Origin of the sequence: Bacteroides sp. An19, from assembly GCF_002160215.1 — a bacterium.
In the GTDB taxonomy this organism is placed as follows: Bacteria; Bacteroidota; Bacteroidia; order Bacteroidales; family Bacteroidaceae; genus Phocaeicola; species Phocaeicola intestinalis.
Genome location: NZ_NFKD01000020.1, coordinates 1 through 13,671, shown reverse-complemented (window position 1 = coordinate 13,671; position 13,671 = coordinate 1). Strand labels below are relative to the sequence as shown.

The following is a 13,671-nucleotide window of genomic DNA, read 5'->3' as shown; positions in this document are numbered from 1 at the left end:
TATTAAGATAATTTCCCATCAAGCAAATATGCATAGAATGTTGGCATTCCATCTGTTGTCTTATGATGCTCCGCCTTTCTGGATAATTTATGAAAGCTCGTATCTGTCGTAATACGATGAAATTCGCTCTCATTATAAGGGACATTCATCAGTTTTTCGAGACTATGTAACTGAGGGTTATTATATGGTATAGCATCAATAAGACTATGAATAGAATGCAATTCCATATAACCCAACTTAATAAGATAATCAATCAGATAATAATCTATTAAACGATTTTCTCTTTTCCAATATTCATTGAACATCTCGCACATGAATTGGAAAAGAATACATCCCTTTTGACCTCCAATCATAAATCCCGCCCATTTACAATCAGAAACATAAAAGCCATATTTTTCTCCTTTTCTTGAAAATAATGGGGTAGAAAATAATTCATTAGGTACATCTGCCGTTAACAAAACTGTGACATCAAGCCAAAAACCTCCATGTAAATACAAAAGATTCATTCGCAGTATGTCTGAGAAATGTGTAAAAGATATTATTCCATGATTTAGTTTTGAAATTATATGATTTGGAATATTTGCATATTCACTATAATTATCTTTAGTAATCATGATAACTTTTGCACCATTGGAATGCTTGACAATAGAATCCAAACACGATTTTGTCAATGCGTCCATGTTGTCTTTTCCTTGCCACCAGCAAACCCATATTATCCTATTATTTGTCCCATCAATACCATTATCCACAATATCTTTCATATTGTTAATTACATCGGAATACTTGTGCTTTAAATAATTTAATATACGTTTGTTCCTTTCACGTAATAAAAAATCACTCAATTTACATTTGATTCTTTGAGCAAAGAATGCGCTAAAAGAAAGCATGGCGATTACCAATCGGAAGGATTTGCAGTCTTTCCGAAAATTACGACACAGTTCAATAATTTTTAATATTTTCATTTATTCAATATGTTTTGAAGAAATTGCTTAGATGCCAATGTGTATAGAGACAGTCTTTCATCTATCTTCAGCTTTCTATAATCTATATAATCAACGGTACGCACATTGTCATAAACCACCCTGTCTTCTAATCCTATTGAATCCAATAAAGAGGTGAAACGCAAATCACTCCCTAAATTAGATGCTACGGTATAAAAATCACGATGATATATAATAGAAAAAACGGTAGCATGGAAAGAGTCCGTAATAATGAATTTTGCATTTTTTATATATGATACAAATTCCTCTGGTGACAATCCTTTTTCTTTACAATCAATAATTTTTTTTACACCTAATCTATTAGCAACTTTTGTGGCTAAACACCTCACTTTCTGATTATTCTGTATTCCCACGACATATATAAAGATATATTCCTCTTCTTCCTGAACTGATGAAACAATAGCATCCCAAGTAACCCTGTCTGTAAGTAATGTCGGATCTACAACTTGGACAATGTTCTTTTCTGTATACGGCTTCAATAATTTAATCAATCCTTTTTCTCGAACGGATATGACGTCAAGAAAAGCAAGACCCTCTGAGATAATCTTACCATCTGACTTAGTATATTCCCTATTCTCCATACTTGCAGCATAGCTTGCCTTTAATCCATGCTTGGTTGGGTATTTACCGAAATAAACCAAATCATATCCACCTGTCAACTTCGCATTCCAGATTTGGTCACTTCCATGCAAATACAAATCCATATCTTGTGGGATTTCATCTTTATGGAACACTTTCGAGGTAACTCTTAAATATTTTTTTGAAAAATTTCGAAAATGTCTCTTTTTCCCAATCCGATTGTTCAAATTGAGTATTTCCCTCATAATATGATAGATAAATATCAAAGGATTCTTAGACAGACATCTACGAATGGAAAAACAAGCATATTGGCTCTCTATAAAAGGTTGCCTATAGTCTATAATCTTTGCGTCCAATCCTTGCTTACGAAGATAATCTTGTAAGGCATAGGCTTGCAACACGGCCCCGTAGTTCAGAGCTCTATGAAATGTAAGTATTCCTATTTTCATACTGATATTGTTTATGAGTCATTTCTACCATATACAGGCATATAGCCTGAACCACGAAATTCCCTTCTCGAAAGAACTCCGCTGTTGTAATTGAGGAAACAATCAAATACAAGAACCAAAATCCTACATAATAATATTGTGGATTGACTTTCAGTTGAAAGCTTCTTACACTGTAAATAATCATACACAGTACTGGTATGACTCCAATCATCCAACTCAGCCCCAATAACCCCCAGTCCAAATAAATAATTCCCATACTTCCAAGATATTCTAAAGTCTTATATTGACTTGTTCCTGGTATGGACAATCCAGTTCCAAAGAAATATTCCACTGGTGATTTGAAATAATCGAACAGATAATAGTATAAAGTTACATTTCGTATATAATCTTTGTTTGATAGCGTTTCCGCATTTTCGCCAAACTGCTTGTCCCACATATATCCGACCTTATCATAAATAACGGGAATCTGTAGCAGTAAAAAAGCGATAATGGCAGCACCTGCTAATATACATAAAGACTCCCGCTTGAAACCTTTTATCTTTAAGACCAAGAAAAACAAAAATAAAACAGAAAATGCAATCATTGTTCTAAAAGCCATGAGGAGTATTACGATTAATGACAGACACATTATTGCAAGCCATTTCTTTTCTTTTAAAACCATATACTTTGTAGCACCAAGGAAAATACCCAATGAAGATAATCCACTGCCTATCATTCTGAATCTGACATCTTCTCCTTCAGACCTCAATATGTCTTCATTCATAGGAAGAAATACAATTCCTTTTTGGTAGAGTAAATATTGACATATGTAAATCACATCAAAAATAAGAACCAAATATGCGATGCTTTTCTCCGTATTTCGTACAGTTGGATGAATATAGCATATTAAAAAATAGAATAGTATCATTAGTATGACTGGACTTGCCTTAAAAGAAGATAGGAAATCCTGTCCCCTAAAAATGAAACTTGAAATCATGCTCATTATCAAACCAGACAACAACCATATAATAACCCACTTAAAAAGATACTTACGTTTTATACCTATAAAAACAAAAGGCAATATCAATATCAAGCGTATCGTATTTGGTATATTTACCGTACCAAAAAAGGTTAGGAAGAACAATACTAATATTGAAAGCGGAATGGGGTACTGCAATATTTTAAACATATGTTTATTTATAAAAAGTTCTAATAGTTCTTTTTTTGCTCACTTACGTATAATCTTTTTAATTGTCTGTTTCACCCTATTGGGAAAATTGCGTAATTTATACCGCCACCCTTCTTCTCCATATTTGAAATAGATATACTTAAATCCATGCCTAATGTAGTCTTTTTCAAACTTATCCCGTTTTGGATAGATTACCGTAGGATATATCATGTTAGGCTGAAGGCAGTTTTCAAGTTTGGCTGGAATGACATTCATCCTGTCTTGAACAGCTTCGAAAAGTCTCTTACCCTTTTCCGTGTTTAGAAGAACCAATGAGCAACCTTTATTGTCTGCATTAAATGTTGGATCAGTCCTTTGTAAGCCCCAAAAATCGGCTAACGTAATGTCACTTGGCCGCTTTGTATTGGTAAAATGACACTTTCCACATGACTTGCGGAACATAATGTGTTTGTAGAATAAAAAAGTAAAGCTCATTTTACCCCCCCCGTTAGCAAATTTAAACGTCTCATGATGCGCAGCCCAACCATACTTTTGTTTGTCGCGGAAATTTACCCAACATATGGGTGAACCTTGCTTCTTTTCGAGATAAGCCAAGTAATCCCTCCATAAGTAAGGTCCTGGCACTCCGTGACAAACAATATCTACAAGGAACAAGTTCTCCCGCAGTCTTTTTCCTACGTAAGAGTTAAGCCCTGATGTCTGGCAAGGTGTACCTGAAAACAAAACGGTCAGTCCGTCACATAAATCTTTCTTCACTAGACGGAATATTCCTGTCATATCGCTCTGTACATACTTACTTCCCTTGAACTCGTCACGCTCTTCTTTTGTGGTAGCCCGCTTATGTACTACACGAAAATGATCGGTATATCCCGCCCCATAAATTACTCCGCCATTCTCCAATACATAATCGGATATGGCAATAAACGCTGCACCACTGCGGCTTGTCTCTATTTCGCGCATATCTTTATGGCGGGCACCGTATGCTATTGGCTTTTCAAAATTAAGTGAGGTATCGTAATGATCATTGAAGGCGCATACTTTCTCACACAGCCCACAGTCTACACACTTGTCCTTGTCAACCACGGGATAAAGAAAGCCCAATGCATCAGGCTGCATGGTAATGGCATTATGTGCACAGATGCTGGCACAAGCAGTACAACCGCAACAGTCGGCCTTGTCTTTAATCTGTATCATTTGATTATATGTAAAATTCGCAATGATTTACTAAATATAATAGTCATAATCAGTATTATAGCAGGTGCTCCATACAAATATATTTCTTGCCATAAATTCGGTAAATATTTGTTTACTTTTGAAAAGAACATTCCAAACAAAGGATGGAATATGTATATATATAAGGAATCTTTCTCGCCTAATGCAGATAAAGCATTCGCCTTAGTTTGCGTTATAGACAGAAAAAGTATGAATAATGAAATAGCCAAAAAAGTTGAACTGATGTAATGGTCTCTTGTGGTATTCGCATGAAGTTCAATGAGCAGCCTATTTTCTATAATAGATGTTAACGAAAACAAAATCACCCCCCAAATGCTAATATTCGTAAATGCTTAATTTCCAATATTTGTTCTTTCAATTTCCTTAACAACATTCCGATGCAAAAATAAGGAATCCCCACGCATAAGAAATTTCGTACCCATATATAAGGGAATTCTTTATGCCATAAAACAAGACTATATTTACCTAAGCATAAATCTAGCAGCAAAAGGAAAGGCACTGAGAACCATATATATTTTAATTTATTATATTTTACAGAGAAGTGTACTATAATGAGAGTATACAAATAAGCACCTATATACCACAGATGAAAACCGAATGGATTTTCATTCAGCAGAATAAACTTGCCGAATGCGTTTAGGCTCAAAAAACTGAAATCTCCACTCTTGAACGCAAAAATAAACTTCACGGAAGCAAATAGCAACGTACTCCAAACTAAGATATGAAATATTTTACTAGTGCTTCTTTTCAAATGCCCCTCCAACTTCATCACGTCTTCCGTAAAAATCAAATAACCAGAAATGATAAGAAAGCATGGAACTGCACACCGTACAAGAGGCATAATGTATTCTTGGTATGATGTATGAACATGAATGAATATCACTAAAACCGCACACAGTAATTTCAATGAATCTATATTATGTAACCGTTTCATTTGATTTTATTAATAATTGTATGTATTTTGTTCCTTACAAATTGTCTTTCTGCCTTATTGCAACCTATATAGTAAATGGTTATGCCTGTGCATACAAGCGCAATCAGACTCAGAAGGATGAAATACAAGAAAGTTTCCTTCATGTAATCAGCCAACAGATAAGGGAATATAGAAGCGATTACCGTCACTATCAATACGTTTATATATACTTTCTTCAGGTACTTCCGTACAGTCAAACCGATCATTTTCCGCAACATCAGCAATCGTGCCGCCAAGCAACATTGCGAAATGGAAATGGCCACAACAATTACCACTTCAGGGAACATTCCCATACGCAACAACAAATAAGATATAGGCAAGTTCATCATTTGTAGTCCGCCTACCACAAGCTGGTAATTACGTATCTTTCCAGTGGCAAGCATGGCTGTTATCAACGGATTCGAGATGGATTCGCTCATGGCAAATACCAACACCAACTGCACAAAGAGCACGGCATGGTCAGGTACAATTTTCAGCCAAAGCCCTAATATATAATGTGTGTTGACCAATACTGGAAGCGAAAGCAGTAGCAGCATATAAAATGAAAGCCGTGCACCTTGAAATATTAGTGTCATCATATATTCACAGTCACCAGCCGCATATGATTTGGTTATTTGCGGATTCAATGCCATCATAAAATTTGTAACAAAACCGTTGATAGCATTGTTTACTTGGAACGCTATTCCGCGCGCCGCGTTTACAGCAGGACCACAGAAAAGGTTGATAACCACGTTACCTCCTTGATCACGTAGTACTACGGAAGCCGCCCCAATGAAGTTCCATCCGGCAAAGCCAAACATCCGCTTCAATAAATCCTTGTCAAAAATGAAATGATAGGTGCATTCCTCAAAATGTCTTTTGCAATAAGCCCCGTATGTAAAACGAACAATCAAAGCAACCGTACACATCAGGATAGCATAGAATATCAGCTTGTCCATCGGCGAGATTACTATCAAAAATGCAATCACTAATTTTCCTATTGCCTCCAATATGCTGATATAGGCAAAAGCTGACATCCGTTCATGCGCAATGATACTTGCATTATAAGGCACACTGATTAAGTTGACAGCAAATGTCAGGATGGAAAACTGAAACACCCAGTTGGCCGCCGTCATTCTTGCATCAGGGATATTCATCTTCACATTCAAGAACCATACGCCTACCGCTTCAGCCAACAGGATAACCAACGCAGCTAAGCCTACTTGGATGGTTACAGACGATGAGAATATCTTTTTCAGATTATCCCGATTGCCCGTTCCCAACTCGTAAGTGATGAATCGGGTTATAGCAGCCGACAATGAACCGGACAGCATAGAAAACATTGCAACCACTCCGCCAACCACATTATAGATACCGAAGTCTTCTACTCCCAAAGCATTTAGCACTACACGTGAAGTGTAGAGGCTGACTGCCATCATGAAGAGCATGCGGACGTACAGCAGCAGCGTGTTCTTGGCTATGCGTTTGTTGTTTGCGGAAGTGTTAGTCATTATAAATCGAATTGTTATCGTGGGCTACTTGGCCCTCTTTCAATACGTTTGTGGTTGCAGGACGATCCGAGAATTCCCTCTTTATTGCGACGCACCTCGTCCTGCAATATTTCCTTGATTTCCAGAATCTGATCTACTACTTTTCTCTTTTGCTCACCGGTAGCCATGTCGTAATGGTCTACTATTGAATTAAGCTCGTGAACCTTGCAGCGAAGAGCATCCGCCTCGGTTATCCAAGTTATAATACTATCCGAAAGAGATTATAACACTTTTGAAAGGAGATATTATCGCATTTACCTCTACGCCTCTATACCAATCTTGCGGTCTTGTCTTGTCCAGAAAGTGATTGCTTTCCGTCTCAAACTTACTGGTAAATCCTTATAGATTCAAGGTATCGGCCATCCTTAGAATATCTTCTTTATATTCGTTGGCTTTCTTCGCGGACTGAGAAGAGACAATAGAGCAAACAATAGAGATGACTGTCACGAATATTGAAACACAAGTTAACACAATGGCCAATTTATCCAAGGCATTCATCGTAATAATCTAGAAGTGCGAGCTGTGACTCCATTTTTAAAGCGAACTTGTGAATTACATCTTCATTCCAATTATAATTTTCCATAAGATATTTTTTTAAATCGTCTGTCGATAGCGTTTCATGGTTCGTATGTAACGAAACAATAAACGCGAACCAACGTCTTTCGTCTAAAGGATTTCCCGACAAAGGATAACAGCTTAACCAAGTGTTTAATTTGGAAAAGGAATTCGGAATTATATCCACTATGGCATAATCTTCAGAATTCGCTTGGATCTCATTTTTTGGCTTTCATGTATCGAAACAAAAACCTTGGTCTTGAAAATGTCCAACAAATTATTGTATTTAGTGTGTCCTAACTGGGAAATTCCACTGTCACGCATTGGCACTATATTCACGATAGATACGGCGTTGCCATCCGCATTCGTGGACATAATTAAACGTGAAGGTGGATATCCCTCCTCGCGTAAATCCACCGCAAGCGTATCTCTGTCGGCCATTGTTTTATATCTCTCCGTTTGATACTTTTGTTGAGTAGAAACTGTTTCAACAATATCAAGTAACTCAATTGGCTTTTGCCCTTCGTTACATATTAGTAAACAATCCTTATATCTTTTCATTTTGAATGAATTAATTTCACACGATAAAGTATGGTTGGTTTATATTGATATACCCAAAACTATTATGCAAGTTGTAAGCGTCCAATTCTGACGTACTCCCTGCTTTACAGAAAGTAAGCCATAAATGAGAAAATTCGGTTGATATTTATAATTTGTCAGCACTCATGCCGATGGTTGACGGCATAAGCTTTCATTATTCACAAATGCCTGCGATTGTTTTCGTACAAAGAGCAGTTTTTTGCCAAGGTTTCCACTTCATTTCGCAGCTCGGGTGTTAGCCTGTCCTTCATCTTGAGCAGTTCCTGTAACTTAGGCATCGCCTCGGCAATCCCGGATTCACCCTGGCTAATGGATTTCGTTATGTCCTCAAGTAGCTTCACCTGTTTTTCAAGTTCGGCTATCATACGTTCTTCATCCTTACGAGCCGCTTCAATTTCTTCCAAGTATTTTGAGTTTGAGATGACTTCTTGTATCAGCTCCTCACGGCTAATTTCTTCTAATCGTTTCATCTGAGAATGAATTAAGTTTTTACGGTGAGTTATTATAGTTTAGCATCCAATTTTTGCACCCAGTTTTTATGAAGATTCCTTCGTTGGGCGATAAAGACGCTTTCGTCGTGTGATGAAGACACCTTCAATGGCAGATGAAGGCATATTCGTTGGGAAACGGTTCTCTGTAGCCTAAATATAACATCTGTGTGGCTTTTGGCTATTGAGTTAGCTGGTTTTCAGCCTCATTAGCGCTAACTATTATAATTATGATGACAGCCGACACAGTTTCACCGGTAAACGTTGCTAAAACGGCTTGAGCCGTGAAAGCTGCCATCATTGACCTGTATCTTAATTTTTAATTTTATAAGAGGTCGCTTATGCTTACGCTCTTCGTCATGCTATTCCACGAATGCCTCGCAACAGTGAGGTTCAGCGGATAATCGAGCCCTATCATCTCACCCAACTTCTTCAGGTTGTAATTGATGCGGTGTAGAAGACTATCATACTGCTTCCATTGTTCACGTGGGGATTTTGCCGTGATGACGGGGAAGATGAGGGACGTGCCTTTCCGTTTGTAGCGGTCAGCTATCTCCTGCAAAGCCGGCTCCCAGGGAATTGAGATTTCCTTGCCGGTGACATGTTGGCGGTAGGTGAGCCGGCCGTCCTTGATATTTTTGCTTGTCAGGCGGAAAATGTCGTCGCTCCTCATTCCCTTGGTATAGACAGTGAACAGGAAGATGTCACGGGCGAAAACGGTCGTCTCTGATTCGCCGCGCAGGTCCAGACCGCGCAGACATTTCACTTCATTGAGCGTCAGGCCTTTTCTGTCTTTCTTGATGCGGTAGCTCACGTCCATGCCCTCGAAAGGGTTGCAGTCGGCGGCAAGCCCGTCATTTACGGCAAGTTTATAAACACGTTTCAAATTCCTTATATAGAGGGAAATGGTGTTGCGTCCCAGCTCCTGGTTCTTCAGCCATGTATGGTAGTTTCGCATCAGCAGGGCATCGAAGTCCTTGAAAGGAACTTCATTCTGGCCTAAATAGGCAATGAACCTTCTGATATACTTTTTCAGTTTGTTGGCCGCATCATAACGTTCCTCATTCCGCAGTTTCTCAACGCGGGAGTTGGCGTAGGCGATGAAACCGAAACCGGTTACATTTTTGCTGTCTACGGGAACTGCTGCCGTCTGTACATTCTTCTGTCTGTTGTTATCCACTTTTTACGATGTTTTTTCTGACTGTCAGCTGCCCAAATAAATCACCCTGCCGTTCGGACGGCCTCCTAAGAAATCAAAGATGTTCGGCTCGTCGAAATAGATGCCCATGTCGGCATAGTAGGCTTCTTCCGGGTCTTCGGGCACGACGTAAAGATCTTCATAAAGGCTGAGCCGCTTGCCAAAGTCGGTAGTGAAATAGACCTGTTTTGCCGCGTCTTGCTCTTTCTTTTGGATGCCATTCCAAAGGGCTTTGCCGTTCCATACGGGCAGGGCTTCATCCGTAAGCCATACAAACGGACCGCTTATATATGTTTTGTTATTGTAAGTTACAAGCTGGGCGGCAAGGTGACGGTCTTGTACATCATCGGAAACGGACATCGGGAAAATTACGTTACTGAACACACGCCCGTCCCTGTGGCGCAAGGTGAACCTGCGATCATCCTTTTGCTCGATAACCGTATAAGTATCTAATCGTTCCGCATGGATAGCACCAAGCATTTCTGCCGTTTCCTTCAGCAAAGTCTTTTCCTCTTTTTCCACGAAAGAAGTCTCGTAGCGGAATTCTTTGGCTATGGTATCCGTCAAGGAACAACTGTGCTTGTCTCGCCAGTTGAAGGCAAGATCTGCCCACAGCATTTTCTTAGCAGCCTGCTTGTTCCCAGCGAGCCGCATGAACATCGCCTTGCGGTAACGCAGGTCTGGAAAGACTTGCCGCAAGACTTTGTCCTCGCGCACGAACCATGTAAGCATCTCGCTCAGGCTGGAGAAATTACCCGACAGTACGCTTTCAACCATCCATTGCCTGAGGGCGCTGTACTTGGTGTCCGCCACGGCCCTGCCCACAAGGTTGTGGACTTCGGAGTCGGCACCGGCACTCATGTCAAACCCGTTGCACCAGCGGCTCTCCACATTGCCTACGCTACGGTACCTGTATTCATAAACGCCGTCAAGCCCGACGGCAATGGTATTCTCTATATAGAGCAGGAAAGGAAGGATTCTATGGCTGTCGAAGCATCTCGCTTCCTTTCCGACAAGATGATACAGCTTACCGTACAACTGATAGAAGAAAGCCACGTCACCGTCCACGTTCATGGTGGGGTGATGAAGGCGTTTCCATTCGGAAGTGAATTGCTCTATCGTGAACACGATATTTAGGGATTAGGTGTTAGGGATTAGGCATCAGTGTTTAGGCGTTAGGAAGTAGGCGTTAATCACTCATCACTGATACTTTACACTTAAATTTTACTCGTGCAGCCACACCGTCCGCAGGTACCTGCGCCATACGGCAAGGTGGTTGGTGGTGTTGATTTCCTTACAGATGCGGACGCAAGTCTGTATGAGCCTGTCTTTTGCCGCCTCTTTTTCCTGTGCAGAAGACCGGATGGCAAAGACGTTCAACGTATCTTCACCGACTTTAAAATCCTGCACGGCTTTTACGGCTGAATCGGCATCCGTCAGCACCTTATATAAGGTTGGGGAATAGTTGCGGAAAGACTCGATGAGTTTTTCTCTTTCCGTATTCGTGGCTTCACTACGGAGCATCTGTACCTTTCCTGACACTAACTTTTCGTTGGCTTTTCCTGCTGTCAGGAAATACTCGCGGAGGAATCCGTCCCAGTTGGCAAAGAAGATGAAGCCCCTCTTCAACTCTCCTCCGTGGGGAGAGAGTTTGGATTGTCCGGCATCCTCGGTCGCAGCCCTCTCTCCACTGGAGAGAGCGGGGAGAGAGGCTATGTGTGCATAATAGGTAGTGGTAGCCGTCCCGTCCTCCTGCCTGCTGGGATAGTAAACTTCTTCGGTTATTTCCACACGGCGGATGATTTCCGTATAATCCTTATGTTGAATCATGGCTTCGTCTTTATCCATGACTATCCCCGACGTGGGCGTGAGGAACGGGCGGAGAATGAGCTTCGGCCAGTTCTCTTTCACATATCCGGGTGTGTCGTGTTCGTAGCGGGCAAGGTTTATCAGGAGTTCCGCCTCTTTGGCGGTCAACTGTGCAAGACGGCAAGCCAATGCTTTCTCGCTTTGCTTGTCAAGCTCCTTGCAAAGGCTGACCAGCGACAGGTTAGCAGCAAGGCGTTCCGTCAGTTCATAAAGCATAGCCTGTGCGCGCTCTCCGTAGCCGCAGGCCTGCAGGATTCCGACGAGCAGGTCAACGGCACGTCCTTTCTCTGTTCCGACGGACAAACGGTCGCCCTCGGCATTGTGCAGACGGACAACATGGAGGTCGGATATATTGGGGTAGGTGACGGTCAGCCGGCTGCCCGGCATCATGCCCTGCACGCAGAACACCAGTCCCTTTTTTCGGCGGAAACGGCAGATGTAGCCCTCGCAGCCGGCAAGCGGCCCGTCGACCACACGCACGATTTCGTTCGGCTCATCCGTTTTCGTGTTGAACGCATAGTCCGAGTAAGGACGCTCCAGCACAATCACCTTGTCGGCATAGTTCTCGTTATAGTCACGGAAAGCGCGCATCTGCGATTCGGGTATGGTACAGAGTGTGGCTTTCTCGTCCGGTGTACGCTTGCGGTTGTACCAGATATAAGCATCGGGATTGTTGTCACGGAGAAACTCAGCCAATGTGTCTTGGGTGGCAAGCACGAACACGTAGCCATTGAAAAAGGGCAGTTGCTGTTCTTTGTCACCACGACGCACGTAGACATTTGTATGGGTGGGACAATAGACTTCCAATATATTCCGTATCTTGTCCTTTTCACGCTCGATGAGTGCGCACAGTTCCGGTTCATGTCCGGGTTTGGTACAGACAAGAAACCAATGGTAATCTACACTATTGAGCTTGTCGGGCATAATATTTGTATTGTTGGTTGACAAGTTAACGAGATTTCAGATACCGTTTGTAGAACTATTCAGAACCTTGTCAACTGAAGCCTTGTCATCTAATTCTAAAAAGCGCGTTCCTTACGCTACCCCCATGACAATCGCATGACGGCTGACTGATACCTCTCCGAATTTGAAACACCACGCTTTGCAAACTTATTCATAAAGTTTTCGTGCGTTGTTTACATTTATTCTTTAGGTTTAGCGGCAGCATCCCGGAGTAAAGACTCAGCAACAATGGCCTGCCGTTGTTATGTGACGAGAAGAACAAAGCGCGGTGCGCTTTAACATTTCATTTCTCATATCACAAGTATTTAATTTTCAATCAATTTAAGTCGTTTTAAAGCCGCCGCTGTACATTTGTTGTATAATATGAAGCGGCGAACACGTTGCAAAGGTAATAAAAAGATTTAATACAGAGCCATTTATCGACAGAAAAATTTTAAAGATTCAGAATTTTAGTCGAACACAGGTTGCATTTGTTCGACTAAAATAGGATTCCATACAAAAATGCACATTGATAATCAATAAGTTACAAAAATCCGCCGCTTCATATTATACAGCAACGGATTTTGTCGAACATTCCGGTTTTCATTCACGCATAATTTTACCTATCATTTTCCGGTTAGCTTTCACCACGCCCTCCATGTCGATGGAGGAAAGATAAATCTGTGTGGTCTTCAGGCTTTCGTGGCCCAAGCCTTTGCTAATGACAGACAGGCTGATGCCCATGTCACGCATGGTGCTGGCCCAGGTATGGCGCCCGGTGTAGGTCGTCAGGGGCGCCTGTAATCCGACCATCGTGCCTATTTTCTTGAGGTAAAAGTTCACTTTATGCTCCATCCGCTCGTACTGCCGCCGTTCCGTGCCATCCGCTTTTGTGATGATGGGCAGCAAATACGGGCTGTCTTTCGTCAGGTGGACATAGCTGTCCACGATGTCCTGCATGGCTGGTTCTGTATTAGCCTGATTTTGGTTGACTATCTCAAAGTCTTAAACCTGTTAAAAGTTGCCTCGGTTATAGCTATCCGTTAATTTAGTTGACATCGGCACGGTCATCCCTGAATTTGGTTGC

Annotated in this window: 11 protein-coding genes; all 11 read right to left on the bottom strand. The window is 41.2% G+C overall.

Annotated features, from left to right (window positions below; all coding sequences use genetic code 11):
* Positions 1 to 2: 2 nt before the first annotated feature.
* Positions 3 to 962, bottom strand: a complete 960-nt coding sequence (locus tag B5F25_RS09480) for a capsular polysaccharide synthesis protein (protein ID WP_087249199.1) — start codon at positions 960 to 962, stop codon at positions 3 to 5.
* Positions 959 to 2,029, bottom strand: coding sequence for a polysaccharide pyruvyl transferase family protein (locus B5F25_RS09475; protein WP_087249197.1), 1,071 nt, complete (start codon positions 2,027 to 2,029; stop codon positions 959 to 961). Before B5F25_RS09475 ends, B5F25_RS09480 begins: the two co-directional genes overlap by 4 nt.
* The gene (locus tag B5F25_RS09470; protein WP_140406905.1) at positions 2,001 to 2,792 is read right to left on the bottom strand and encodes a hypothetical protein; all 792 of its coding nucleotides are present in this window, start codon (positions 2,790 to 2,792) and stop codon (positions 2,001 to 2,003) included. Before B5F25_RS09470 ends, B5F25_RS09475 begins: the two co-directional genes overlap by 29 nt.
* A 444-nt stretch (positions 2,793 to 3,236) precedes the next feature.
* Positions 3,237 to 4,391 (bottom strand): Coenzyme F420 hydrogenase/dehydrogenase, beta subunit C-terminal domain, encoded by a 1,155-nt coding sequence (locus B5F25_RS09465; protein WP_087249193.1) that lies wholly within the window; start codon positions 4,389 to 4,391, stop codon positions 3,237 to 3,239.
* A gap of 969 nt (positions 4,392 to 5,360) precedes the next feature.
* Positions 5,361 to 6,893 (bottom strand): oligosaccharide flippase family protein, encoded by a 1,533-nt coding sequence (locus B5F25_RS09450; protein ID WP_087249187.1) that lies wholly within the window; start codon positions 6,891 to 6,893, stop codon positions 5,361 to 5,363.
* Positions 6,894 to 7,673: 780 nt separating this feature from the next.
* Entirely contained in the window at positions 7,674 to 8,048 is a 375-nt protein-coding gene (locus B5F25_RS09445; RefSeq protein ID WP_087249185.1) for a hypothetical protein, read from the bottom strand.
* Between the two features lie 197 nt (positions 8,049 to 8,245).
* Entirely contained in the window at positions 8,246 to 8,557 is a 312-nt protein-coding gene (locus B5F25_RS09440; protein WP_087249183.1) for a hypothetical protein, read from the bottom strand.
* A gap of 343 nt (positions 8,558 to 8,900) precedes the next feature.
* Positions 8,901 to 9,755, bottom strand: a complete 855-nt coding sequence (locus B5F25_RS09435; RefSeq protein WP_087249181.1) for a site-specific integrase — start codon at positions 9,753 to 9,755, stop codon at positions 8,901 to 8,903.
* A gap of 24 nt (positions 9,756 to 9,779) precedes the next feature.
* Positions 9,780 to 10,901: a hypothetical protein gene (locus tag B5F25_RS09430; RefSeq protein WP_087249178.1), complete on the bottom strand. Its 1,122-nt coding sequence runs from the start codon at positions 10,899 to 10,901 to the stop codon at positions 9,780 to 9,782.
* Positions 10,902 to 10,997: 96 nt separating this feature from the next.
* A complete protein-coding gene (locus B5F25_RS09425; protein WP_087249176.1) occupies positions 10,998 to 12,566 on the bottom strand; it encodes a transcription termination/antitermination NusG family protein in 1,569 nt (522 codons plus the stop codon).
* A gap of 621 nt (positions 12,567 to 13,187) precedes the next feature.
* The gene (locus B5F25_RS09420; RefSeq protein WP_241148387.1) at positions 13,188 to 13,544 is read right to left on the bottom strand and encodes a tyrosine-type recombinase/integrase; all 357 of its coding nucleotides are present in this window, start codon (positions 13,542 to 13,544) and stop codon (positions 13,188 to 13,190) included.
* Positions 13,545 to 13,671: the final 127 nt, after the last annotated feature.

Coding starts and splice junctions, on each gene's coding strand:
- B5F25_RS09475 (WP_087249197.1), bottom strand. CDS start 2,029: ATGAAAATAGGAATACTTACATTTCATAGAGCTCTGAACTACGGGGCC.
- B5F25_RS09445 (WP_087249185.1), bottom strand. CDS start 8,048: ATGAAAAGATATAAGGATTGTTTACTAATATGTAACGAAGGGCAAAAG.
- B5F25_RS09450 (WP_087249187.1), bottom strand. CDS start 6,893: ATGACTAACACTTCCGCAAACAACAAACGCATAGCCAAGAACACGCTG.
- B5F25_RS09465 (WP_087249193.1), bottom strand. CDS start 4,391: ATGATACAGATTAAAGACAAGGCCGACTGTTGCGGTTGTACTGCTTGT.
- B5F25_RS09420 (WP_241148387.1), bottom strand. CDS start 13,544: ATGCAGGACATCGTGGACAGCTATGTCCACCTGACGAAAGACAGCCCG.
- B5F25_RS09440 (WP_087249183.1), bottom strand. CDS start 8,557: ATGAAACGATTAGAAGAAATTAGCCGTGAGGAGCTGATACAAGAAGTC.
- B5F25_RS09470 (WP_140406905.1), bottom strand. CDS start 2,792: ATGAATGAAGACATATTGAGGTCTGAAGGAGAAGATGTCAGATTCAGA.
- B5F25_RS09425 (WP_087249176.1), bottom strand. CDS start 12,566: ATGCCCGACAAGCTCAATAGTGTAGATTACCATTGGTTTCTTGTCTGT.
- B5F25_RS09480 (WP_087249199.1), bottom strand. CDS start 962: ATGAAAATATTAAAAATTATTGAACTGTGTCGTAATTTTCGGAAAGAC.